Below are 25,597 nucleotides of genomic sequence, written 5' to 3' on the forward strand. Positions count from 1 at the left end.
AAGAATGATTATCATCAGACGAGAATCCTTCTATTTATTTTCCTTAGTTTATTCATTTGGTAAAAAGAACTCGAGAGAAAGCTCGCCCTCGGTAAATTGCTGAACTGTAACACCCAACTTTAAAGATTGCTCCCTCTTTAAAAATTGTTCGATTTGTTCCCTACTTGTTATTATCCCGCGAAAATCAAAAAAGAAACCGGTTCCTTCTATTTGCGGTTCAATTGTTACTGAAAGATAATTATCGTAAAACATTTTTACCGACAAATCTAACGTCTGAAAGAAATTATTCGTCCAATTTGTCAAAGCTTCATCCTGAATTTTATTCTTATTCGGATGATCGTCTAATACATCAAATTCTATTTGAAATAAGTGATTTTCCCAATTGCAGGTTAAAAGTAATGAGGCAAACTGAGGTATATTCAAATTGGATAGCTTAGATTGTTGCTTACTCTCTGCCACAATTTCATCAATAATTTCATTTACACGTCCATATTTATTTAAAGATAAATTTCCTTTTATTAATTGTATTTTGTTTAACCAATCATGTCTTGCGTGCCTTAGCACCTCAACCGTATTCCAGTCCCTATTCATTGTAGCACTCCTAGCACAGTTTCCTCTTTAGGCTAGTATACCAAAAATAATTACAATGGCATGATTAAATTCATAATTTTCATCCAAATATGCATATATTAGGCATTGTTTGGTTCTGGATTTTTGTGTTTAGTGTGATCCTTTAGTTGTGTTCTAGCCTGGAGTGAGATTGATTTTTGGTAAAATCCTCGAATAATAGGGAGATTTACTTGATTATTTGCTCTGAACAGCCACTTTTTACTTATTTATGGCCCTTGAGCAGATTTTTTTATTTGTCGGAGGCGGGAGAATTATTTTTACTTGGAGAAATTGGGGGTTTATTCGCGAAAAATTGAGTTTTATTCGCGAAATTTGGTGATTTATTCGCGAAGTTTTGGATTTTATTCGCGAAATCTTGGGGATTATTCGCGAAATTTTGAAATACTCGCGAAATTCTCGAAATACTCGCGAAATTCCACCAAATACTCGCGAAATTCCACCAAATACCCGCGAAATTCCACCAAATACCCGCGAAATTCCACCAAATACTCGCGAAATTCCCAAACTGATTCGCGACAATCCAACTCCCCAATCCCAAAACCAATCGTAATCTCCCAACCCACTTCCCACACCAACATGCCTAATCCCACAAAACAACAAACTATGTAATCCACAAAACAAAAAGTACTATGTATTTTCCCCAAACTAAAAACAAAACTCTAACCTAATCGGTTAGAGTTTAGTAAGAAGATTAAGCTTCTTGAGCTACTGGATAAACGCTCACTTGCTTACGGTCACGTCCTAGACGTTCGAACTTAACAACGCCATCTACTTTTGCAAATAGAGTATCGTCGCCACCTTTACCTACGTTCACACCTGGATAGATTTTTGTTCCACGTTGACGATAAAGGATAGAACCACCAGTTACGAATTGACCATCTGCACGCTTAGCACCAAGGCGCTTAGCGATAGAGTCACGTCCGTTCTTTGTAGAACCTACTCCTTTTTTAGAAGCAAAGAACTGAAGATCTAATCTTAACATTTGTTTCCACCTCCTACTTTTTGAAGGTAATTTTTATGTGTCTTCCATAATCTCTTTCAATCGTTTGCAATGATACGAGCATGCCCTCAAGCAACAATTGAACCTTCTCTTGTGTATCCTCTGGTAAGTCGTCTGGTATTACACATCGGAGAAAGCCACTCTCGCCTTGTTCGATTTCAGGAGTCACTCCGGTTAACGCGATAATCGCATTAATGGAACCAATTGATACAGCTGATGCACCTGCACAAACAATATCATTGCCATGATTCGCAAAAAGCGCATGTCCGCTTAATGTGAATGATTGAATAGCTCCGGATTCATTACGAATAAATTCTGCTTGAATCATCACTACTCGCCTTACGCGTTGATTTTTTCAATAACAACTTTAGTGTATGGCTGACGATGACCTTGTTTTTTACGATTGTTTTTCTTCGCTTTGTATTTGAAAACAATGATCTTTTTAGCGCGACCTTGTTTTTCAACTGTAGCTGTTACAGTTGCTCCTTCTACAACGGGGCTACCAACTTTAACGTTGTCACCACCAACGAATAAAACCTTATCAAATGTAACTGTTTCGCCTGCTTCAGCGTTAAGCTTTTCGATGTAGATAGCTTGACCTTCTTCTACACGGATTTGCTTACCACCAGTTTCGATAATTGCGTACATGAACTGCACCTCCTTATAAACTAAGACTCGCCATGATCAGGCGTTTTGCTCGAAAGCAAAAGCTTATTACCTGCTCTGAGCGGTTGTAGCACGGGTGCGCTACAAACATAACATTAAAATACTAACATGGTTTAGGCTTGAATGTCAATAACAATAAAGAAAACCAGCCTTGAAAAAAGCTAGTTTTCACTGTTACACTTTTCTTTCAATCTCCGAGAGGCTCCCTATCTGTCTAATCTCGTAATATGGCTTACAGCTATCCTTTAGGATAAAGAATAATCGGAGACCAATCATCTCTTCAAATCTTTTTTTATGTATTTCCTGATCCCCACAAAAAATAGATTTTACCTCTAGAGTCGTTTCAATTAAAATAGCTTCCGCATCAGAGTTTCGATGCTCCCAAAGCTCTCTTTCTAATTGAAAGGCAATGGATTCCGGACTTAATACCATACCTGTTCCTTCACATACTGAACATTTTGTCTGCAAAGACTCAGAGAGGGAAACTTTTGTTTTCTTTCTTGTTAATTGTAAGATGCCAAGAGGTGTAAATCCTATTACCTTTGTCCTTCGTTCATCCTTAGAAAGCTCAGTCTCCAGCCGTTTTTGAACAATTCTCCGTTCCTCATCACTTTTCATATCAATAAAATCGATTAATATCATTCCTGCAAGGTCCCGCAAACGAATTTGCCGCGCGATTTCCTCGGCCGCCCATTCATTTGTTTTCAATACTGTTTCTTCCAAATCATTTTTTCCAGAAAATTTTCCAGTGTTCACATCTATGATTGTTAATGCCTCCGCATAGTCAAAAATAAGATAGGCTCCATTTTGAAGCCATACAATACGCTTTAACGCCCTTTCAACCTCATGCTCTAAATGATAGGCAGAAAAAATACTTTCCTTCTTCGAATACCATTGAACATTGATCTCAGGGTTCGAAATCAGAGATTCTATCTTCTTCTTAGCCTCTGCATCATCTATAATGACCTCTCCAACATTCCATTTTTTCAGTTCCTTTTCAATTTCCTTTAGAAATGTATCCTTTGAGAGAACAATTCCGGTTTTTTTCATCGATTGCGCTTGTTTATTAACATTAAAGAATCTCTCGCGTAAAAATTGAAGCTCGGATTGAACTGTTTCTTCTGATTGATTCTCGCATTCCGTCCGGAAAATTAAACCTTCCTCCTCGGTTTTCTCATGGAAGCCATATTTGCGCCATCTAGCCTTCTCTCGTTCACTTTTCATTTTTTTTGAAACGGCTACATAACGTCCATTTGGCATATAGACGAGATAATCCCCGGAAAGCTCGATGATTCCACTCAGTCGGGCGCCCTTTGTTCCTGTCGCATCCTTTTCCACCTGGACGAGAATTCGCTCTCCCTGATGGACAAAGGTGGAAATACTTCTTTTTTGTTTAACCTCCTTCGGTTCATTTGATTGGATGTAGGATAAAAGCTTGTCACGATGAAGATAGCCTCCCTTATCCTCCCCAAAGTCTACAAAGGCAGCATTCATTCCTGGAAGAACCTTAGTTACAATCCCTAAATAGATATTTCCAACCGATGAAAGCTGTTGTGGTTGTTCTATCATTATTTTTTCAATCTTATCATTTTGTAATAAGGCCCATCGTTTTTCTCTTCCTGTGTAATTAATTACTAATTTATTCAAATGGTTTCCTCGTTTCGCAGTCAGATTCCTATATTATTTTACACTAATAATAATATAGCAAATCCCCGACTTTTGCAGTCAACAGCTTATCAGAAAAAACCACATGTAAGAGCTCATTCTCATCGAGGGTCCCAATTTCACTGCCATCTCCTTCAACGACGATTGGATGCTTGCACCCTCTTTGGAAACGCTCTAGTATGTCTATCACCATATCGTCCTTATGAACAGTCAAGGGAAGAAGGGATTGAAAATCTGGATTTTTCCCGTAATATCTTTCAAGCAGGAAGCGGATAAATAAATAACGCCGCTGCCTCCACTCATAAAATAAAGAAAAAAGTAGGAATGCGACAATAATCCACACATTCAAATTAAAAGGGTCTATCAAAAAATTGATCAAAACAAAGACCAAAGTACTTCCAATGGAAAGCATAAGAGTATTCATATGTGCCTCAGGAAACGGCTGCTTTAAGGATAATAATAAAAACAATAATTTCCCGCCATCCAGAGGCCAAATTGGCAATAGGTTAAAGAAGAGAATCATTAAATTATATTGAAAAAAAAGAGAATAAATATCTTCTGGAATCAGGTTTAAAGTATATCCAATCCACCCTGCGAGAAAAAGCCAAAGGTGTTGAATGGGGCCTGCAAGAATGACCAACGCATCTTCCTTTAACGGTCTATTGCCATGCTCATCCATTTCCACAACTCCACCAAAGGGGAGGAGAGAAATCCTTTTTATCCTCCATGCAAAATAAGAGGCGCAAAACGCATGTCCCATTTCATGAATCAAAACAATCAAGAAAAGAATGGTTAAATCTAAGAAATGTGCCGTCATGATAGCAAGGGAAGCAATTGCCCAAAAAATGGGGTGAATATGAATTTTTTTCATTAAATTCAATAGATTATTCAAACGGAATCACCTGAATAGGGTCAATAAAGTCATCCCCTTTTTTTATTGCGAAGTAAAATTCCCCTTTAGCTCCATCCTTACTATCTGAGGCTTTCCCGACAATATCTCCCTTTTCGACAAAGTCATAAGGGCTTACATCCACCTTAGATAAATTTCCATACCATGATTCACTTTTATCAGGATGTTGAATAATGACCGTTTTCCCGAAACCATCCTTATTCCCAACAAAGCTAACGATTCCTTCACTCATCGCATCAACAGAGGCCTGCTTACTCGTTTCAATGGCAATCCGTTGCCCATTATCACTAAATTCCTCTAATATTTTCCCCGATGCTGGCATGGCGTATTGTAATTTCTCCTTGGTTTTATCTTCCTTTTCTGAGTTCTTAAAAGGTAAAAATGCCAGAGGCTTACCAAATTGCTTTTCATACCAATTAGAGATATAGGCAAATTGAAATTCCTTTTCCATAGTTTTTGTCACAACCGTGCGTGTTGTATCGAATTTCGGGCTTTCATTTCGAAACAAAATCGCTACGACTAAAACAAGAAAGGCAGATAGTAAGATTTTAAATACAAATAGTTCCTTTCTGAAAAGAGGATGGCCTTGGTCATCTGGTCCCCCAACATAGGTAGTTACTTTATCAAATCCATACTTTTCTTCATCCTCTGCCCATAATAGACGGTTATTCAAATTCTTGTTCATTCGTTCTTTCGATCTTTTTCTTTTTTCTATTCTTCTTCGAACTTCATCTGCACGAGATCGCATTTCCCCCACCAGTCCTTATAAACTTTTAGTACAAGTCTATGAGTGAAGGAAAGATCATATGACTAACAAAAAAAAGAAACCAGACCTTTTCATAGGCTGGTTTCATTTAGCTCCGAAGAATTTTTTTAGTTTTGAGAACATCCCTTGTGAATCCTGTTCAAGAGATTGAAGTGGTACTGATTCACCAAGGATTCTTCTAGCAATGTTCCGATAGGCAATGGATGCTTTGCTATTAGGGTTTAAGGCAATCGGTTCACCATGATTTGAGGCCTTAATGACTTCATCATCATCTGCTACGATTCCAATTAAATCGATTGAAAGATGGGCTGTCACTTCATCCACATCCATCATGTCGCCGTTTTTCATCATATGATTTCGAATCCGATTAATGACTAGTTTAGGTGGTGCGATATTTTCTTCTTTCTCTAATAATCCAATGACACGGTCCGCATCTCTTACAGAGGACTTTTCAGGAGTAGTAACAACGATTGCTCTATCTGCTCCTGCTACAGCATTTTTATATCCTTGCTCAATTCCAGCTGGACAGTCAATAATGATATAATCATATTCTTGCTTTAGACCCTCAATTAATAGCTTCATTTGATTTGGATTAACTGCTGTTTTATCAAAGGTTTGCGCTGCCGGCAATAAAAATAATAAATCCTCAAATCTTTTATCCTTTACAAGAGCTTGATGGACTTTACATCTACCTTCAATAACATCTACTAAATCGTAGATAATTCTATTTTCTAGTCCCATTACTACGTCTAAATTCCTAAGTCCAATATCCGTGTCCACTAAGCAAACACGTTTTCCTTGAAGAGCCAAAGCTGTTCCAATATTTGCAGATGTTGTAGTTTTTCCAACTCCGCCTTTTCCAGATGTCACAACAATTGCTTCGCCCACTTTAGCGTCCCCCTTCCAATCTTGTTAAATTCGGTCTAAGTTGCGATAATACTTGTATTCTATCAATCATAATCTGATCGCTTGCATTAATATAGGCACATTCCATTTCCCTTTTTTCGGAGTCCGGATAATAATCGGGTGCACGATTAATGCATTCATTAATTCTTAATTGCGTAGGCTTCATCACAGAAGCAGCAATGATGGCCTCATCATTTCCATTGTAGCCTGCATGTGCAATTCCTTTTAAGGCGCCCATGATAAAAATATTGCCCCCAGCCTTTACGGTTCCACCTGGATTGACATCTCCTATTAGTAAAAGGTCACCAGCAACCTCCAAAACCTGTCCAGAACGAACAACTTTAGCAACGGAAACAATTTCGGTTTCGGCCTTTAATCGATCTGACTCTTCCTTTGTAATCACGTTTGAAACAATAGATCCAACCGCAAGATTTTTTTTCTGTCTGATTATTTCTTTTAATACTTCCTCTTGCTTAGGTGTTAAGTATCTATTTCCAAGTTTTATTGTAACAGATATAAGTGAACGGTCATCTGCTGAAATTGAACTTTCCGATAACTTTTCATCTAGTTCTTTTAGAAGCTCTTCGAATGAGCAAAGGTCATCTAGATGTAATGAAATTCCCTCTTTTGTACCCTTTATAACGACAATTTGTGATTTCTTCATATCCAAGATGTTCACCTCAATAGAATAGCGTAAGCGCCACTTAATAAGAAGTAGGCGCCAGCATCGTGAAGCAATAACTCATGACCACAATTACTTGTAGACAGCTAAAATAAATTATTCGACAGAAAAAGCGAATTTCCTCTTTTCTCACCTGTACATTTTTAAGGGAAGATAACAAATATATGATTCAATTGTTCAACACTTTTTAGTGAGAACATAATCTTTATCCTGCTTCTTCCACACTTTTTTCGAAAAACCTTTTTAAAGGATAAATCACGATAATAGTAAACGCCAGGTTAAGAATTAATGTAGGAAATAATCGATTATAAGCAAATGTTGTAAAGTCCATATCTGTGATTTTAATTAAAAAATTCATTTCATAGACACCGAGCTCAAGCAGGGCCACTCCAATTGTAGTGACTAGACTTGTAATAAAAACATTGGCTTGTAAAATCCTCATGAATTGAGAGACTAAATATGCGACAATTGGGAACATAAATAAGTAAATTCCTAATATTTCCGTATAGACGATGTCAAACAAAAGACCAAATATTAATCCATATATGATTCCTTGTTTTTTGCTTCCGTATATCGTTAGTAGGATACAAGCAACCATTAAAAAACGCGGAACTAGAATCCATTCACTTTTCGATAACACATTCGAAAAGAGTTCAACAAATATACTTTCCAGGATAAAAAGGAAGGATAATATGATAGGAAGAAAGAATTTCCTCACAGGTCTTCCTCCTCACCCTGGGTCAAATCTCCAAAATCAGGCTGAGTGATTTCCCTTTTTACAACAATCACATTTTCGATATCATAAAAGCTTGCCCCAGGTTGTACGTAAGCGGTTTGGGTAAGACCATTTTCATCCGGCTCCACACTGACCACTTTTCCAATCGGTAATCCCTTTGGAAAAACTCCACCTAGCCCCGAGGTAATGACAATCTGATCCTTTTTCACCTTTGCTTTAGAAGGTATTCTCTTTAAAAGGAGTAGCTCTGTTTTCTCGTCATATCCATTAATAATTCCGAAGGCGTCCTTTTTCCCCTTAACAACAGCAGAAATACGGTTTGTATGATCCATTGAGCTCAACAATTGGACTGTAGAAGAAAATTGCTGACTACTCTTTACCTTTCCGATGAGACCATTAGCCGTTATGACCGCCATGTTTTTCTTAACCCCATTCACCTTACCCTTATTAATAATCAGCAATTCATGCCATAAATCAGGGTTTCTTCCAATAACAGTTGCTTGAATTGGGTCATAGCTTCTTAAATGATCCTTTTTATCTAAAATTCCTCTTAAATCATCGTTTTCCTTTTTTAGCTCTTGAACATCTGCTTCCAATTTTGCTAATTCATCAAGTCTTGATTTTAACTTTTTGTTCTCTTGATATGTATTTTGCAAGTCTTGCACGTTTGTAAAAAAGCCTGCAACATAATGGGCTGGTCTTGAAAAAACGGTTTGAACCCAGCCAGTTGTATCCTTTACAAATTGTTCTGGCCAGGTCAAATTTTCTTTCTCTCTTAAGGAAAACCCAATCAATGCCACGAGAATAATGATGCTAACAAGCAAAATAATCAGGCGTTTATTCAAAAAGAATTGTGGCATTCTTTTACACCTCTTAATTTATTATTTATCTATATTATTTCAAGCTCTCCCGCTTATCTAAGAATAAATCCTTCAATTATTACACGTTTCCCACAGATCTTGTAAAAAAATCAGCGGGAATCCTTTGATTTATTTTTAAATAAATGAATATGGTCTAATGCCTTTCCAGTTCCGATTGCAACACAATCTAGTGGAGCTTCAGCGATAAGAACAGGCATTTTTGTTTCCTCACTAATCACCTTATCTAAATTACGTAGCAATGCTCCACCGCCTGTTAACACAATTCCGCGATCCATAATATCCGCCGCTAATTCTGGAGGAGTCTTTTCAAGGGTAACCTTAACTGCATCCACAATGGCATAAACCGTATCATGCAGAGCTCTAGAAATTTCTTCAGCAGTGATTTCGATTGTTTTTGGAAGACCAGTAAGCAAATCACGACCGCGAATTTCCATATTATCGATTCCCTCTGGATCACCTGCAGATCCAATTTCAACCTTTATAGTCTCAGCCGTTCTGTCACCAATTAAAAGATTATAGTTTTTGCGAATATAGTTGATGATGGCCTCATCGATTTCATCACCAGCAATACGGATAGATTGACTTGTGACAATTCCACCAAGTGAAATAATCGCTACCTCTGTCGTACCACCGCCAATATCAACTACCATGCTTCCTGTTGGCTCCCAAACGGGTAGATTTGCCCCAATAGCAGCAGCAAATGGTTCTTCAATGGTATAGGCATCTCTTGCCCCAGCTTGGCGCGTCGCATCAATAACAGCACGCTCCTCAACTGCTGTAATACCAGAAGGAACACATACCATAACATATGGCTTCCCTGAGAACATACCTTTTTTATTCATGGCCTGTTTAATATAATAATTCATCATGGTTGCTGTCGTTTCATAATCAGCAATGACTCCATCCTTCATTGGTCTAAGGGCAACGACATTTCCAGGTGTACGTCCAATCATATTCTTAGCATCATTTCCAACAGCTACAATACTTTTCGTGTCGGTTTGAAAGGCAACAACGGAAGGTTCGCGAACGACAATTCCTTTTCCTTTTACATAAACGAGTGTATTTGCTGTACCTAAATCAATTCCGAGATCTCTTGTCCCAATTCCAAACATGGTTGTATCTCCCTTTCTAAACTTGATGTTGCAGATATTTAAAGTAAGAATCTATTTGATAGAATATTTGCAAACTTATTCGATTTTATTTTGTCATTAAAAAAATCATAACCATTATTATAGCCTAACGTCAAATAAAATCATAGTGTTATAAATACCCTTTTTCCTTTAAGCTAACAAATTTATTTTCCCCAATGATCAGATGGTCTAATAATTCAATCCCTATTATTTTACCACACTCTACTAGGCGTTTTGTGACCTCTATATCCTCACGGCTCGGTGCGGGATCTCCGGAGGGATGGTTATGGAGGCAGATAATAGAAGCAGCGGATCGACGTATGGCTTCTTTATAAACCTCCCTTGGGTGCACGATGGAGGCATTTAAGCTTCCAATGAAAATCGTTTGCTTGTGGAGCACTTGGTTTTTGGTGTTTAAATAGAGGCAGACGAAATGTTCCTGCGATAGAAATCTCATATCATTCATCATATATTTTGCTCCATCCTCTGGAGAGCGAATAACATATCGATCCTGATAGGTGAGGTTAGAAATTCTTCTCCCGATTTCTACTGCAGCTAACACTTGAATAGCTTTTGCCATTCCGATTCCTTTTATCGATGTTATTTCGTCTAATGTGGCATCTTTTAGAAGTCTTAAACCTTCAAATTGGGTTAATAATCGATTGGATAATTGGAGAACCGACTCTTCTTTTGTCCCCGTTCTTAATAAAATCGCAAGTAACTCATGATTAGAAAGGCTTTGTGCACCATTTTGAATAAATCTTTCCCTAGGCCGCTCATCCTGAGGAAAATCCCGGATCATTAATGTTTCAGTGGACAATATCATTCCTCCTTATCAAATGGATGTTGAGGGAGAAACGAATGGATAAACTGCTGCTACTTATTGAATAATTGGAAACCAGCCTTTACTAGCTCTCGAACCGTTCTAGAAATGGGGAGCCCAACAACTGTAAAATAGTCCCCTACAATTCCTTTAACAAGCAAACTACCGAAGCCCTGGATTCCATAGGCACCTGCCTTGTCGAAGGGTTCATTAGTATCAATATAAGTATTGATTTCATCATCTGTTAACTCCCAAAACACCACATCCGTTTTTTCATAAAATTGAATCACTTTTTTAGAAGAAGCAATAGCTACACCTGTATAAACAGAGTGTGTATTACCGGACAAACGCTTAAGCATGGTAAACGCTTCATCCTTATCCTTTGGTTTACCTAAAATTTCCTCATCAATCACAACGACGGTGTCCGATCCGATGATATAAGCTTCTTGGTTCTTTTCAGCAACAGACTTTGCCTTCCTTGAGGCTAGCTCCATCACTACCTCCTGAGGGCTTAATTGGGGATCATAGCTTTCATCCACATCACTGCTAGAAACCTGAAAGGGAATGTGAAGATTTTCAAGAAGTTCTTTTCGACGGGGAGACGCTGAGGCTAAAATGAGGGTTTGCATACTATCACCTTACCTTAAGTATTTTGTCAATAAAGGGAGATACAACACTATCGTACCAAAAATAGTGACAAGGAACAATTTGATATTGAAAAAAATGTCATATTTTCCACAATGAAAAAAGAGCCAGTCGAATGAAATCGAATGGGCTCTCTTAAGCTTGTGTAATTTCCCGGAAAATATTCGATATTTGTCATATTTTGGCGGATGATTTGTTGGCAGAAAAAATGCTATTGAAAGCTGGGATACTACCCATTATGTGATAAATTATGGTACCCAGACAGGATGGATAGAAGATGCTGTTGGGCCTCATATAGTAAATTTTGTTCCTTGCTAGAATGGTACTGACTTAATTTTTCACCAGCTAGCTTAAGCTCCTTGCTAATTCCTAATACAGTTTTATTTGAAAGTTTTTTTTCGGAAATTTGATTAATCTTTTTCATTTGTTTTGTAAGAGGATCTAGAGAAGATAGGTTATCTCCCATTGCACCTACTGTATAGGCTTGTACAAGCATATTGTATGTGTCAGGAACTAGTTTTACTAGTTTTTGCTCGTCAGAATTCAAGCTAGTTGTTTTCTCTCCCCCTGTACTCCATTTTTTCGCATACACATCAATATCTAATTCTCTGATTTCTGAACTAAGCGATTTTGCGTTCTCTAAACTATCTGCCAAGCCAACAAATAGAAAAGAGTTTCCGTCCTTCGTGATAATCTTACTTGGAACACCTTTATTCGATATCGATTCCTGGAGATTTTTCGCAGATTCCTCATTTGAAAATACACCTGCTTGAATAATAAAGGTCGAGACAGTGGGTAAACTAATTGCCTTTTTTGTACTAGAAATAGGAGACCCCTCATTATTTACTAATGCCTCTTCATTACTCCCTACCTTTGTATTCAAATTAGACGCATGTTCATTTGTTAATAATTTAAGCATTAATAGTCCAAAGCTTGTCCCAAGTAAAATAGCGAAGGCAATAGAAAATAGGATCGATGAATTCCAGTTTATTTTACTAGGTTTTTTTAATGATTTTGGATAGATTGTGCTTTTCTTCTTTTTTGGACTTGGGGAATAGTTTATTTTATATTCCTTAATATCAGTAATTGATTTGTCAGGTAAGATCCAATCAAAGCTTTCCTCAACACTCTCCTCTGCTACTGCTGACTCTTGGTTAGATCGATGAATTTCATTATTTAAAGTATCCCTTTGGAACTCATTCCCTCCCTCCATATCATCCTCTTGATGATGAATGAAGATTGTTTCTTTAAAAGGCTGTTCATCTCCATTAATCTTTATCGTAATCGTTCTCTCATTTTGTTTCTTTTCCATGCTTGACCTCCCCTCACCAAAATTTCTAGTTTTTTTCCATCCTATCATAATGGATAAAAAAAATAACAAGACTTTTGTCGTCTTGTTATCGAATGATTTCGTCAAATTTTTTACTAGATTTGAAGGGATATTAAGAATCAATGATTATAATTCAAGCGGAATGATTAATACTTGTCCGACACTGATATTGTCATCCTTTAAATCATTGGCCTCTTTGATAATTTGAATGCCATCCTTGGATTTGAAGAATTCCATAGCAATTTTTGTCAAATTATCGCCCTTTTTGACTGTATATTTTACTCGCTTTACCTCTTCTTTTTGTGTTGAATCTTCCTCGTTTGGCGAATTCTTCTTGTCATCATCAGGGGAATCAGATATGGAATCTGTTTCATCCTTTTGATTTTCATCCTTTTGATTTTCATCCTCGCCATTTAGGTTCGTTAATGATTCATCGTAGTTGCTTTCAATTTTACTACTATCGTAATCTCCAAAGTCACTAAATGGATTCTTTTTATTGCTTGGCTCAGGTGCATCCATTTTCGGCAGCTGATCGATTAAGTCTGTTAAACCTGGCATAAAAAATGCAGATAATGTGACTTGATAGGTTAATGGTTTATTCTTCTGATCTGTGGAGATGATTTCCTCATTTGCACTAAAATCGATTGATTCTATGACAATGATACGACTCGAATTTTCAAGGATGCTTAGAAACTTTTCTAATTCGAAATAGCTTGCCGATTCGATTTGTAGATTGGCTGTAAGCTTTTTGACGCCATTTGGGAGTGGAATGGTGTTTTCCTTTGATTTTCCAACGGTTTCATCTGTTTGAGCCTGTTCCTTTTCTCCTACTTCAGTCTTTTCTTGACTCTCTTCCCCTTTTTCAACGTCTGCTTCTTGAAAGTCCATATTCACAACAAAGCTACCAGAAACGACCTCAGCTTTTTCAATATCGAGTATAAGCTGTTCAGACAATGGTTTTACTGGAACGCTTTTTTGCAAGGCTACGGTGCTTTCAAATGTATTTGTTTTCGTAGCAGATATTTTATTCTGCAAGGTTGAAAGGATTTGCTCTTGGGTTTTTAATTCTTGCTCCTTTTGATGCAATTCTTCTAATTTAGGAGATATGGCAAGGAAATAAATACCTGCTCCTATTGACCCGATTATCAGAATTGCTAATAGAACAGTAACAAGCTTATTTTTAGGCAAGCTAATACTCATGAATCCTCCCCACCTTTCTTATTGGAGGCTTCTGATTCCGAGCTTTTCTTCTTAATATCTTCCTTCACGACATTTCGGTTTAACGTAATCTCGTATTCTCCTTGATAGCGTGGAACATATTTCTCATTTTTTATTTTTGTTTCATCCATTTCTTCCCCAAGCTTTTTATCATAAAAGGCTGTGACTGCCTCGAGTTTGTTTAGCTTCGCGTCACTAATCCAGTTTGATTCAAGTAATGTCGTTAAATAGTAGGCTGAATCCCTGCTTGTTTCAAATTGTACACTTAAAGTGATCATCCCTGTTTCCTCGTATTTAAAATTCTGAATAAAACCTCTATCCGGTAAGTAGGAGGTTAATTTTTCAATAACTGGAACGGTCTTTATCGGATAATCCCGGGCCCAAGCAACTGTATTTTCTAACTCAGCCAATGAATTGGATGATTCGAATTCAACAATTTTCTGCTGCTCGGTCGCAATAATTTGTTCAGAACTAACAATGGATTCATTCATTTGTTCAATGGCCTGATTCGTTGTTCGATTAAACCAGTATAAAGCAAATCCACCAATAAGGAGGATGGCTATTCCAATAATTAATATTAATAAAAGGGATCTCTTTTTTTCCTCTTTTTGAGGTAATAGATTGATTTCTACTAGCATTTATTGCACCCCTTTTAACGCAAGCCCTAATAAAAGATAATGAGTCTCAGGAAAATGGTAATCAACATGAACTGCCTGATCATAGGAAATCGTTTCGATTGGGACATCTAAACGGACTTCCAAATCCTTTTTTATTTTAGCAAGCATGGGATGATCCCCATTTAATAGGATTCTTGCCACCTGCTTTTGTCCTTGATGTAAGGAATAGCGATAAAAATCCATGATTCTATTAATCTCTTTATAGGTGTCTTCAAATTGAAAGGAGAGGTTTCCCTCATTTCCGATAAACTTTAATTCATAGTTTCCCTGATGGTCTAGCTTCATATCCCACTGATTCTCGTCATATTCAATGGGAAGGTGATGCATGAAAAAGGGAATTGTATTTTCAAAAATACAGATGTTAACTGAATTGAAATCAAATTGAACGACGAGTAGGTCTTCATCCTTCCGTGCTTGATCGATATGATGATATAAACGATATAAAGCAAGTGGTGAGATTTCGGCTTCAATTGGATTCAAGTTTAGGTGTGTGAATAGATCCACATATTCCATCACATTTTCCTCTTGAGCAGCAAACAATAGGATTTCCTTCTTTTCCTCTGATTCCGATAGCACCACACAGTCAAAAACAGGCTCCTCAAAAGGAAGATGTATGCTCGATCCTAGCTCTAAATATAAATATCCCTTGATTTCATCATCACTTATTTCCGCTGGAATCGATAGTTTACGAATGATGACAAATGATTCAGGAACAAGAAAGCGGATTTGGCGATTACGAAGCTTCCATTCGTGAATGCATTCTTCTAATATATTGGAAAGTATTTCAAAGTCGTTGATCTTCCCATTAGTAATAATCCCATTGGGCAACAACCGCTCTCCCCATTTACTTGCAATTGGCGGTTTTATTTGTTTTAGCTCTAAATAACGAATGGAGTGATCATTAATCACGATATTCACAACATGACCTTTTCGAGTGAGTCGAGAAAAAACCATAACCTTTTACCCCTTAGTTTAATTTCCTGCTGATTGAGCGATTGATCTAGTTCAACTAACCATCAGTTTGAATTTCTTTTAGATTCAACTGATGCCTAGTTCAGCTAACCAACCATGAATGCGTTTTTCCTTTATAATTATCCTACAACATTCGACAAAAGGCACGTAATTTCCTGTTAAGAATGGAAATTCCCTGATTCTTAAAAACATAAATTTACATAGGTCAAAAGAATCAGGGGTTCACATTCCAAAAGATTTCGTTAGTAGTTGAAGATAGGCATGTACAATTTCAAAATGGAAATAATAAGCCGTTAATGTACCGGCCATAATAAATGGACCGAATGGAATGGGCTTTCCCTTTTTTACCACTTTAAAAAGCATCCCTATGATCCCTATGACTGCACCGTATAAAGTGGAAAGGAAAAAGGCCAATAATAAGATTTTCGTCCCTACGACAAATCCAATCAGGGCAAAGAGCTTAATATCCCCTCCTCCCATTCCTCCCTTACTAACGACAGCAATGATGAGTAATAGGATAAAGCCTACAGCTGCACCGAGAATGGAATCCCACCACGGAGTCAGCGGTATAAAAATCCGCTCCAATAAAAAAATCCCCGCAAACACTAGCAATATTTTATCAGGGATTAGCATATAATTGACATCCGAAACAAAAATGATCATGAACAAGGAGATGAGTGTCCAGGCTACAAAAACTTCGGATGTCCATCCAAGTACAAGTGGTGCAGAAACAAACAATAGCCCTGTCATCAACTCGACAATAGGGTAAATGGGAGAAATGCGCGTCTTACATTGACGGCATTTACCCATTTGAAAGATATATGATAGCACCGGGATGAGCTCAACTGCCGCTAACTGATGATGGCAGTTTGGGCAGGATGAGCGTGGTGCTATGATTGATTGTTTTAGGGGGACTCTTAGGCCAATTACATTGTAAAAAGAACCAAAAATACAACCATATAAAAATAATAATATATTGATAATCATTATTCACTAGGTGTAGCTGACGCTGGAATATCTCTAGATCCTTTACCTTTATCATTCTTGATATCGTCAAGTGTTGCACCTTTAAAATTAATAGTTTCCTTACCAGCTTTACCCTCACCGGTAATTGTTATAACTGTCCTATTTGTATCACTATCAAATGTTGCAGTTATACCAGTTACTGTTACGCTACCTTTCTCAACCAGCATTTCAATATTCTCTGGATCTATAGTACCAGAAGATTCAGGAATCCCTTCAGATGCAACATATGTCTTAGCTGCATTAATAATCTGTATTGCATCAGCTTTTACAGCGTCTTCCTTTGATTTTTGAATTATTCCACCGATGCTAGGTATTGCTATAGCAGCAATTATTCCCAAGATTACAATAACAGCTAATAATTCCACTAAAGTAAATCCTTTTTGATTTTTTAATCGTCTTTTAATATTTTGAAGCATGAGTCCATCTCCTTTAATCTAGTAATTTATTACTATTATAACAGTACTCTATCAAATAAATCAGCCAAAAGATAGAGGATTTCTATGGCAATTCAACGACATATTTATACATTTTCTACTATTGCACCTGATTAAAGATTTCAAACATCGGAACAATAATCGCTGTAACAATTGTACCAACTAACCCAGCTAATACAATAATCATTAATGGCTCAATTAATGACTTTAATCGATCTGTACTATTTTCAACCTCTTGTTCATAGAAATCAGCCACTTTGCCCAACATAGCATCAAGCGATCCAGTTTCCTCACCAATAGCAATCATTTGAGTAACAAGGGGAGGAAAGGCCCAATGCTTTTTCATAGGAATGGTCATAGACTGCCCCTTTTCAAGAGCTTCATGAGACTGTTGCAGCACCTGAGCAATAACCTCATTCTCAACGACATCTTCAACGATTGACATAGCCTGCAAAATGGGAACGGAACTTGTAAATAACGAACTTAAAGTCCTTGTCATCCTTGCCAATACCGCTTTTTGCATCATCTTTCCAAATATAGGTACCCTAAGCATAAAATAATCAAGATAATATTTTGTATCCTTATTATTTCGCATTGAAACAATCATAACAATAAACGCAGTAATTAAAAGAACAACTAACCACCAAAACCTTTGCATAAAGTGACTCGCATCCAGTACAAATTGGGTAATAGCAGGTAGTTCCCCTCCAAAGTCTGCGAACATATCAACAAAAGTTGGAACAACTGCTACTAGCAAAAATATAACAACAGCGACAGCAAAAACCGCAACAGCTATTGGATAAGCAAGTGCTGACTTTATCTTTGACCTCGTATTATGCTGCTTCTCAAAATGAACAGCCAACCGATCAAGCGTTTCATCCATATTACCGCCAGCTTCTCCAGCCCTAATCATATTGATAAACATCGGAGAAAAGATTTTCTTATGCTTGGCAGATGCCTCTGATAACGGTTTCCCTTCTCGTAAATCCTCTACAATGTTTAATAATGCCTTTTTCAGACCCTTACTATCTGTTTGCTCCGCTAGAATACTAGTAGAATCCACAATAGAAACCCCAGCCTTCAGCAATGTCGAAAACTGCCGTAAATAAATAACCATATGCTCAAGCTTAACCGGAGAACCAAAAGTAATATCTTTAGTCAATACGGTCTCAGGCACTTCGATAATCTCCATCACTCTTATGCCGTCTGTACGTAGCTTTTGAACTGCCTCACGCTTTGAAGGTGCATTTATTACCCCATTCTTTTTCCCTTTACGGTCTCTGCCTGAATATTTAAATCGTGCCATCTTAGCTCATATTCTCCTGTAAAAATGGTTCAACAACATCCTTCGAAACGATGCCTGCCTGTACTAGCTCTTTTATGCTAGTTTCTATTGTGTGCATTCCGATGGCCCTTGAGGTTTGCATTACATTCACGATTTGATAAATCTTTTCATTCCGAATCAAGTTCGAAATCGCTGAATTATTGAGCATGATTTCAGTTGCAGCCCTACGTCCCTTATGATCAGCCGTTGGAAATAATCGTTGTGAAATAATGCTGACAAGCACGGATGCAATTTGAATTCTCACCTGTGGCTGCTGGGATGGTGGAAAGACATCAATAATCCGGTTAATCGTTGCTGGAGCACTAGATGTATGCAAAGTACCTAATACTAAATGTCCAGTTTCAGCAGCCGTAATCGCCGTTTGAATGGTCTCCAGATCCCGCATCTCCCCCACAAGAATTACATCAGGGTCCTGTCTTAAAGCCGCTCTTAAACCATTCGCAAAATTATTTGTATCGAAGCCTACCTCGCGCTGGTCAATAATACAATTGCCATGCTTGTGCAAATATTCGATTGGGTCCTCCAATGTAATAACATGCTTCCTCATATTTTGATTCATATATTGAATCATTGAGGCTAGTGTGGTTGATTTTCCACTTCCAGTTGGCCCTGTTACGAGCACAAGACCTTGAGGTTTCTCCATAATCTTTTTCAATACCTCAGGCAATTCTAGCTCTTCTATGGTTGGGATTCTTGTCGGAACCACCCTTACCGCAATCGCCACACAGTTTCGTTGAAGATACGTATTGACACGGAAACGCGAAACTCCAGGGATCCCATAGGAAAAGTCTAGCTCTCCTCTTTCCTTGAAACGTTCCCACATATTTTCAGGAATGATGGCTCTTGCCATTCCCTCCGTATCCATCGGCTTCAACATATCTTTTCCATACCTTTTCAGCTCACCATTGATCCTCATAATAGGAGGAACACCCACAGTTAAATGAATATCTGATGCCTTGAGTTCGAATCCTGCTCTTAGCAAATGGTCAATCATTTCCTTCATCCTTAGCACCCCTTACTCAGGTATGGCCATCTTAAGAATTTCTTCCGTTGTCGTGATTCCTTGCTTAACCTTTAATAAGCCATCATCAATAAGAAAAATCGTCTTCGCTTTCACAGCTAGTTCTCTAAGCTTAGTAAAAGACTCTCCATTCATAATCACTTTTCTAATATCATCATTGATGACTAAAACCTCATGAATGGCAATCCTTCCTTTGTAACCAGTCATGTTGCACGAAGAACAACCTCTCCCACGAACTATTCGATCAATCTTCATTCCACGCTTGGCAAAGATTTCAATTTCCCTTTTTGTTGGAGCCTGTTCCTCAGCACAATCTCGACAAACTCGACGAACAAGTCTTTGGGAGACGATACCACTTAATGATGATGCGATTAAAAATGGCTCCACTCCCATATCGAGCAACCGAGTAACTGTTCCTATGGAATCGTTTGTATGGATCGTACTTAAAACTAAATGCCCAGTTAAGGAGGCACGGATCGCCACTTCGACCGTTTCCTTATCACGAATTTCCCCAACCATGATAATGTTAGGGTCCTGACGGAGAATGGAACGAAGACCAGCCGCAAAGGTCATCCCAATATTCGAATTAACCTGAATCTGGTTAACCCCTTCAAGCTGATATTCCACAGGGTCCTCGATGGTGATTAGATTTACCTCTTCACTATTCAACCGATTTAAAGCTGCATATAACGTGGATGACTTCCCTGAACCAGTAGGCCCTGTTATCAGGACAATTCCTGTAGGTTTGTTAATCATCTCTTCAAACCGCTTTAAGTTCAGCTTGTTAAAGCCCAATTTATTAATATCATTTAAATTGCTACCCAAATCAAGAATGCGCATGACAATCTTCTCTCCATAGATGGTAGGAAGCGTTGAAATTCGAAGATCGATTGGATGAAAATCTAGGTTGATCTTGATTCTACCATCCTGTGGTACCCGGTGCTCAGTAATATCAAGATTTGACATTATTTTAATTCGAGCTGTTAATAAGCCCTGCATATGCTTAGGAAGCACTCTTTCCGTTCTCAGAATCCCATCGACACGATACCGAATGACAACCTTTGTTTCCTGCGGGTCCACGTGAATATCACTTGCCTTCATCGCAACCGCATTGGAAAGGAGCTGATTCACCAATCGAACAACAGGAGAATCCTGGTCGTTGATTTTCTCTTCCTTTTCATTTTCAATTTCATTCGGATTGCCCACTAATTCTTCGAAGCCCTCGTCGATGTCATAATACTTATTAATTGCCCGTAAGATGTCATCCTTCGTCGCAATTGCTGTTTCAATTTGGAAGCCGGTTGACAGGCGCAGGTCGTCGATTGCAAAGAAGTCCATCGGGTCAGCCATTGCTACAAAAAGCTTGTCCCCATCAATCGATAGTGGAATTAATAGATTTCTTTTTGCCGTCTCCTTAGGAATCAAGTTAAATAATTTCGAATCAAAAGGATAGCGGTATAAGCTAATATGTGGAATACCAAGCTGGAATTCTAGTACTTCGATTAACTGTTGCTCCGTAATATATCCTCTTTGTAATAATGCGTCCCCGAGCTTTTGACCTGCCGTTTTCTCTTTTAATGTAGCTTGAAGCTGATCTTCAGTAATAAGACCAGCTTCAACAAGTAAATCTCCAAGACGTTTTCGGGTTTGTTTCATTTTTCTTTAACCCCGCTTTATTGGTGATTTTTCAACCTACTTAAATAGCTCACCCTTGAGCATTTGGATCCTCGGTAATCGGTGGTTCACTTTCATCCGAGTCACCAGAATCGGTTTCTGTATCTGTATTTGTCTCTTCATCTGAATCGTCCGTTGCTTGTTCCTCATTCTCGGAGGAATTGCCTTCTTCCACAATTAGTCCCTGGACTTCAACTCGATGAATCGGTGCATAAAAATCCTCTGAAATCTCTTCAGTTTTTAAAAGCTGCCCATTTTCATCATAAGTTTCGCGAATGACCTTGATTAGAAGTCCTTCTTTCCCCTCTTCTTCCACTATTTTCTGCAATGGAGTCAGTTGAGGATTAAACTGTACGATCGTTTTTGGCTTAAAGGTTTGTTTTCCCTTTGTTTTTATTTGATATTGGTTTAAAAAGCTTGAACCTAAAAGGGAAACTTTAACACTATTTTTCTTCCATTCTACTTTTATTACATAAGTGGCTTCGTTTGGATTAGAAAATACTAAATCCATATTTCTGTCTACGTCTGCTTTCGCTTCATATCCTAGCTCCGCGTAATTAGGAAGCTCTTTACTTATTTGTCTTTCGATAATGGAAAAATTAGTTGGTAGTATCACCTGGTAAATTCCTGTTGCAAGAAGATTTAAAGCATGTTTAGAAACCTGCTTTATCTCTAATTCGTCTAGCTTACCAAGTAGTGAAAATTGAGTCATCGGTTTCAGTTCTATTTCTGACATCTCGCTAGCCAGCAGATTATAGTCATTTTCTGTAATTTTCGATTGTATCGTTACTTCTGAGATAACATGGTCCTTCTCAAATTGAGGATCAATTAAGAAATCTCCTAGCTGTAGATCATACTTGCCTGTTTGCAGTTGTCTAGCCTTTGCAAGGATTTCTGACTTTACCTTTTCAAAATCATAAACCGTATTAGACAAAACGGGCGAAATACTCGATAGAAATGACTCAAATGTATCGATTTCTGCGATTAGGCTATTTTTTTGGCCTTGCTTCGCCTGGTTGACAGAATTCTCAATTTGGAATGAAATCATACTTGTATCGAAAGAGTCTGTTTTTTCTTTAAAATGGATTTTGAATTCTGTCTCGCTTTGCCATTTTTCAACCTGCTGCTTCACGATTTGAACCGCTTCATTCTTTGTTTTTCCTGATACATCGATAGATCCAATAAATGTCCCTTCATCAAAAGAGCTGTTTTTGTTCCATAACGCATCATATGCTTGGACACCGTATTGTGAGAAACCGTAAATATAAAAAGTACATACAATTAGTACAAGAAACAGCTTAATTACTTGCTGATTTCTCACATCCATGAGCCTCCTTTATGTTAAGCTTCAACATTCATGGATAACTCAACTACAATGCTTGGACCCGCTTCTTGAGCTTTTTCAATATCATTTGAAGTTAGAACGGTTCCTTCAGAGATAAGAATGTTTCCTTCATTATCCACAATATCTTTTGTTACACGTTTACCATTTAATAGCTCAATTTGTTTTTCCTTCAGTGCAAGTACTTCTAAATCCTCAAGGGATTGCTCTGTAGGTACCGCAGGAATTTCCTCAATTAATGCATCTGCTTGAGAGGTTGCAGCCTCTACTTGTCCATTTTCTTCAAGTTCTTCAACAGAATTTAGAAAATGGGAGGTTGATTCTTCCTTAACAATGATAATATCTTTACCAAAGGTTACGACTAAATCTGTGGAAAGAGCAACCTCTTTGTCAGCCACTTTTAACTGCATACCAAGGATGTGCCCAGTATCTTGGTCAACAAAATACTCGACAACTTCTCCGATGAGCTCTCCTTTTCTAGTCATGACTCTTGTATTGGTGATTTTGATCTTTTTATTTACAAGCTGATTTGCAATTGGAATTTCGTTTAAATCAATTACTGCGCTCTCGCTATCAACGGTTACAGCATATTCTCCAATCCCTACAACTTTTTTAAAGGGAATGGCCTTTACACTTACTTGAAAATCTTCATGCTCAATGGTTAAAAAATCAACTGAGCCTTTATCTGGATTTATAACTAATGATTTTACTTTACCTACTTGATTACCGTCTGCGATACTGATAATCGGCAATCCACTTATTTGAGTACTTTTCTTCATGAATTTTTCACCACACCTAATCTATTAGTTACTAAACTATTATATATGATTTTCATTTTAACATGCCCAATGTAATTTATAGTGTATTTTCATAATATTGTCCATATAAATATAGAATTTCCAATTGTATGATTGGATAGTCCTTGAATCTTTCTTTAAGTTCATCTAATAACACTTTTAGTTTTTCCAGTTCATGAGACCGAATATATTGTTCAATCAGTAAGCTGGCAAAAGTGTAATATTCCTGTAGCGGTAACGCAGGATGCATATGATCTTGGATTAGTTTCTCATACTCCGCCGGCCTCATCTGTTTGCGCATAAGATGAATTTGCGAGACCATCGTATGGAAAATCTGTTCTTGTAGGGTAGTTTTTTGTTCATACTTAGAAGCTTCAGCTTCTATCTCCTCTTCAGCATTAGATTGTTCCATTTTTTCAGGAGAGATGTTGAAATCTTCTATATCCAGTACATCTTGCTCCTCAAAATCTATATCTGTTTGTTCTTCTTTTGAAGGAAGAGTATGTTCTTCCATCTCATCCATTTCTAATTCTTCATCTACCATTAGCTCATTGTCTGCCGCGACTTCCAATACATCCAATGGTAAGTCAAGTACTTCTTCTTCCTTATCAAATAATAACGACTCGATTAGTTCTTCTGAGTCTGTATTAAAATCTTCATTTAAAGAAGCTGCCTCGAAGGTATCCAGGTCAAGATTATCAATTCCATTTAAGATTTTCTCTTCTATCTTACCTTCAACCAGTGGAGCTTCCTCTAGGTCTATTTTCTCTACGATGAAATCATCATTATTTTGTACCCCATTTGGTACCATAGTCTCTTCAATTAAAGTATCATCTAGCTGGTCTGTTTCTGGTAACAGATCCTCTTCTATGGAGTCTTCATTTAATGGAGCTTCTTCTGGTAAGAGACTCTCTTCAATGTTATCGTCATTAGCTTGAGCTTTTTCTGATAACGGGTTCTCTTCAATGATATCTTCATTTAATTGAGTTTCCTCAGGTAACAGAATCTCTTCAATGAGCTCCTCATTTAATTGAGCTTTTTCCGGATTTGCTTCCTCTTCGATAGTTCCTTCATTTAATAGATTTTCCTCTATCTCTAATACCTCTTCTGTTATCTCATCAATAGGCTCTTCAGAAGCATCCTTCTTATCCTCAATCTTAATTGGGGCAATTTCGTCATCTTCCCAGTTAAGATTATACTCTTCCACAGCTACAAGGCTATCTGTAACATCTTCCTGCCATTCCAATTCTGCAATTTCTGGTTGAAGCTCTTCTTCATTTGTCTCATTAATTTCAGCCTCAGCAATAGCCACTTCCTTCTCCGCCATTGATTCAACCAAATCATCTTTAAACAAATCTTCATATAGACTATCATCGATGGTATGAACTGGGTCCTCGTAATCGTCGGATTCTAGTTCTAACTCATTTCCATCAAGCTGAGCATCAAGATTTTCACTCGCCGTATCAAGTCCTACCTCTTCACCCTCTGGTTGATTTATTTCATCAAAGCTCATATCTGTCAGGTCATCATTTTCTTCTAATAGTTTTTCGATTTCTGACATATAATGCTCTTCTTCATTGCTAATGACAAGGTCTTCACTTTCTTGGTCAATCTTTTTAAATTCTTCTATCTCTTCTCGTTCAAGTAGAGAGGATAAATCATCGTCGATTTTATCTAATGGTACTTCTTCGACAATTTTTTCTGCTTCTGCTATAGTATCAGTATTAACAGGTTCCTCTGTTTTTTCATCAACAGAATGTGAAAAAGGAGCTAATCCCTCGTCATCGAAAATAATTTCTTCTAGATATTCATCCTCTTTTTTCTGAGCACTATCAGCTTCTTCAGAATTGATTACTGATATTTCGTCAATTTTGTCCAATTCATCCAAATGAATATCATCTTGAATTCCATTTGGTATGTTTAATTCGTCATTACTAGCTTCATCATTATTTGCAGAAGGTAGAAATTCGTTTTTATTCCACTCTTTATTGCTTTGTTCTTGATTGGTTAAATAAATGACTTTTCCTAGCCGTTTATCCAAAATATAAGCAACTAATAATACCAACAGCAAAATAAGCAGGCCGGTTTGCCATAATGGGAAAGTGTTCTTTGCCAAGATACCAATGCTTGCAATGCAAAAAGAAATGACAATTAGGATCATTTTTCCGCTCACTTTTAACCCAAGAGGCAAGAAGTAGATAATTGGTACTAGAATGATTAATGATACTAGTGCTATAATCATACTCTCCACTTAATCACCCCTTTTTTATATATTTTTTATAGAAGTGGGTCAGGCCATTTTTACCATATTTATTTCTACT

26 protein-coding genes and 1 other annotated feature are annotated in these 25,597 nt (G+C 37.5%); all 26 genes read right to left on the reverse strand.

From position 1 onward, the window contains the following. Positions 1 to 48 precede the first annotated feature (48 nt). A complete protein-coding gene (locus BQ6100_RS15250; RefSeq protein ID WP_075982439.1) occupies positions 49 to 591 on the reverse strand; it encodes a Spo0B C-terminal domain-containing protein in 543 nt (180 codons plus the stop codon). A 730-nt stretch (positions 592 to 1,321) separates the two neighbouring features. Then, positions 1,322 to 1,612 (reverse strand): 50S ribosomal protein L27, encoded by a 291-nt coding sequence (gene rpmA, locus BQ6100_RS15260; RefSeq protein WP_075982441.1) that lies wholly within the window; start codon positions 1,610 to 1,612, stop codon positions 1,322 to 1,324. Positions 1,613 to 1,625: 13 nt separating this feature from the next. Beyond that, positions 1,626 to 1,958: a ribosomal-processing cysteine protease Prp gene (locus tag BQ6100_RS15265; protein WP_075982442.1), complete on the reverse strand. Its 333-nt coding sequence runs from the start codon at positions 1,956 to 1,958 to the stop codon at positions 1,626 to 1,628. 11 nt (positions 1,959 to 1,969) lie between these two features. Continuing rightward, positions 1,970 to 2,278, reverse strand: coding sequence for a 50S ribosomal protein L21 (gene rplU, locus BQ6100_RS15270; RefSeq protein WP_075982443.1), 309 nt, complete (start codon positions 2,276 to 2,278; stop codon positions 1,970 to 1,972). A 13-nt stretch (positions 2,279 to 2,291) separates the two neighbouring features. Further along, positions 2,292 to 2,373 (reverse strand) — a sequence feature (ribosomal protein L21 leader region). A 97-nt stretch (positions 2,374 to 2,470) separates the two neighbouring features. Next, positions 2,471 to 3,943 (reverse strand): Rne/Rng family ribonuclease, encoded by a 1,473-nt coding sequence (locus BQ6100_RS15275; RefSeq protein ID WP_075982444.1) that lies wholly within the window; start codon positions 3,941 to 3,943, stop codon positions 2,471 to 2,473. Between the two features lie 43 nt (positions 3,944 to 3,986). Beyond that, a complete protein-coding gene (locus BQ6100_RS15280; protein ID WP_075982445.1) occupies positions 3,987 to 4,853 on the reverse strand; it encodes a site-2 protease family protein in 867 nt (288 codons plus the stop codon). After that, positions 4,846 to 5,619: a M23 family metallopeptidase gene (locus BQ6100_RS15285; protein ID WP_075982446.1), complete on the reverse strand. Its 774-nt coding sequence runs from the start codon at positions 5,617 to 5,619 to the stop codon at positions 4,846 to 4,848. Before BQ6100_RS15285 ends, BQ6100_RS15280 begins: the two co-directional genes overlap by 8 nt. A gap of 102 nt (positions 5,620 to 5,721) precedes the next feature. Further along, positions 5,722 to 6,525 carry a septum site-determining protein MinD gene (gene minD / locus BQ6100_RS15290; protein WP_075982447.1) on the reverse strand — a complete coding sequence of 268 codons (804 nt, stop codon included), beginning with the start codon at positions 6,523 to 6,525 and terminating at the stop codon, positions 5,722 to 5,724. A gap of 1 nt (position 6,526) precedes the next feature. After that, positions 6,527 to 7,207, reverse strand: a complete 681-nt coding sequence (gene minC, locus BQ6100_RS15295) for a septum site-determining protein MinC (protein ID WP_075982448.1) — start codon at positions 7,205 to 7,207, stop codon at positions 6,527 to 6,529. A gap of 223 nt (positions 7,208 to 7,430) precedes the next feature. Next, positions 7,431 to 7,943, reverse strand: a complete 513-nt coding sequence (gene mreD, locus BQ6100_RS15300) for a rod shape-determining protein MreD (protein ID WP_075982449.1) — start codon at positions 7,941 to 7,943, stop codon at positions 7,431 to 7,433. Continuing rightward, positions 7,940 to 8,821, reverse strand: coding sequence for a rod shape-determining protein MreC (gene mreC, locus BQ6100_RS15305; protein ID WP_075982450.1), 882 nt, complete (start codon positions 8,819 to 8,821; stop codon positions 7,940 to 7,942). Before mreC ends, mreD begins: the two co-directional genes overlap by 4 nt. A gap of 110 nt (positions 8,822 to 8,931) precedes the next feature. Next, on the reverse strand, positions 8,932 to 9,954 hold the full coding sequence (locus tag BQ6100_RS15310) for a rod shape-determining protein (protein WP_075982451.1): 1,023 nt from the start codon (positions 9,952 to 9,954) through the stop codon (positions 8,932 to 8,934). Between the two features lie 148 nt (positions 9,955 to 10,102). After that, positions 10,103 to 10,798 carry a RadC family protein gene (radC, locus tag BQ6100_RS15315; protein ID WP_390622415.1) on the reverse strand — a complete coding sequence of 232 codons (696 nt, stop codon included), beginning with the start codon at positions 10,796 to 10,798 and terminating at the stop codon, positions 10,103 to 10,105. Positions 10,799 to 10,848: 50 nt separating this feature from the next. Beyond that, the gene (locus BQ6100_RS15320) at positions 10,849 to 11,424 is read right to left on the reverse strand and encodes a Maf family protein (RefSeq protein ID WP_075982453.1); all 576 of its coding nucleotides are present in this window, start codon (positions 11,422 to 11,424) and stop codon (positions 10,849 to 10,851) included. A 245-nt stretch (positions 11,425 to 11,669) separates the two neighbouring features. Further along, a complete protein-coding gene (locus BQ6100_RS15325) occupies positions 11,670 to 12,752 on the reverse strand; it encodes an SPOR domain-containing protein (protein WP_075982454.1) in 1,083 nt (360 codons plus the stop codon). 144 nt (positions 12,753 to 12,896) lie between these two features. Continuing rightward, positions 12,897 to 13,970 carry a LysM peptidoglycan-binding domain-containing protein gene (locus BQ6100_RS15330; protein ID WP_075982455.1) on the reverse strand — a complete coding sequence of 358 codons (1,074 nt, stop codon included), beginning with the start codon at positions 13,968 to 13,970 and terminating at the stop codon, positions 12,897 to 12,899. Then, complete coding sequence (locus tag BQ6100_RS15335; protein ID WP_075982456.1) at positions 13,967 to 14,626, reverse strand: hypothetical protein; 660 nt, start codon at positions 14,624 to 14,626, stop codon at positions 13,967 to 13,969. The genes BQ6100_RS15330 and BQ6100_RS15335 overlap by 4 nt, the downstream gene beginning before the upstream one ends. Then, positions 14,627 to 15,619 carry a type IV pilus biogenesis protein PilM gene (pilM, locus tag BQ6100_RS15340; RefSeq protein ID WP_075982457.1) on the reverse strand — a complete coding sequence of 331 codons (993 nt, stop codon included), beginning with the start codon at positions 15,617 to 15,619 and terminating at the stop codon, positions 14,627 to 14,629. A 240-nt stretch (positions 15,620 to 15,859) separates the two neighbouring features. Beyond that, positions 15,860 to 16,624, reverse strand: a complete 765-nt coding sequence (locus tag BQ6100_RS15345) for a prepilin peptidase (protein WP_173719857.1) — start codon at positions 16,622 to 16,624, stop codon at positions 15,860 to 15,862. Then, positions 16,624 to 17,079, reverse strand: a complete 456-nt coding sequence (locus BQ6100_RS15350) for a type II secretion system protein (RefSeq protein ID WP_075982458.1) — start codon at positions 17,077 to 17,079, stop codon at positions 16,624 to 16,626. The genes BQ6100_RS15345 and BQ6100_RS15350 overlap by 1 nt, the downstream gene beginning before the upstream one ends. Before the next feature lie 118 nt (positions 17,080 to 17,197). Beyond that, entirely contained in the window at positions 17,198 to 18,403 is a 1,206-nt protein-coding gene (locus tag BQ6100_RS15355; RefSeq protein ID WP_075982459.1) for a type II secretion system F family protein, read from the reverse strand. Between the two features lies 1 nt (position 18,404). After that, the gene (locus BQ6100_RS15360) at positions 18,405 to 19,445 is read right to left on the reverse strand and encodes a type IV pilus twitching motility protein PilT (RefSeq protein WP_075982460.1); all 1,041 of its coding nucleotides are present in this window, start codon (positions 19,443 to 19,445) and stop codon (positions 18,405 to 18,407) included. A gap of 12 nt (positions 19,446 to 19,457) precedes the next feature. Then, positions 19,458 to 21,119, reverse strand: coding sequence for a GspE/PulE family protein (locus BQ6100_RS15365; RefSeq protein WP_075982461.1), 1,662 nt, complete (start codon positions 21,117 to 21,119; stop codon positions 19,458 to 19,460). A 49-nt stretch (positions 21,120 to 21,168) separates the two neighbouring features. Further along, positions 21,169 to 22,458, reverse strand: a complete 1,290-nt coding sequence (locus BQ6100_RS15370) for a G5 domain-containing protein (protein ID WP_159433163.1) — start codon at positions 22,456 to 22,458, stop codon at positions 21,169 to 21,171. A 20-nt stretch (positions 22,459 to 22,478) separates the two neighbouring features. After that, on the reverse strand, positions 22,479 to 23,258 hold the full coding sequence (locus BQ6100_RS15375) for a PRC-barrel domain-containing protein (protein WP_075982463.1): 780 nt from the start codon (positions 23,256 to 23,258) through the stop codon (positions 22,479 to 22,481). Between the two features lie 76 nt (positions 23,259 to 23,334). Then, the gene (locus tag BQ6100_RS15380; protein WP_075982464.1) at positions 23,335 to 25,527 is read right to left on the reverse strand and encodes a ring-infected erythrocyte surface antigen domain-containing protein; all 2,193 of its coding nucleotides are present in this window, start codon (positions 25,525 to 25,527) and stop codon (positions 23,335 to 23,337) included. Positions 25,528 to 25,597 lie beyond the last annotated feature (70 nt).

Source organism: Bacillus massilinigeriensis, from assembly GCF_900117315.1.
GTDB classification, from domain to species: domain Bacteria; phylum Bacillota; class Bacilli; order Bacillales; family Cytobacillaceae; genus Bacillus_BE; species Bacillus_BE massilionigeriensis.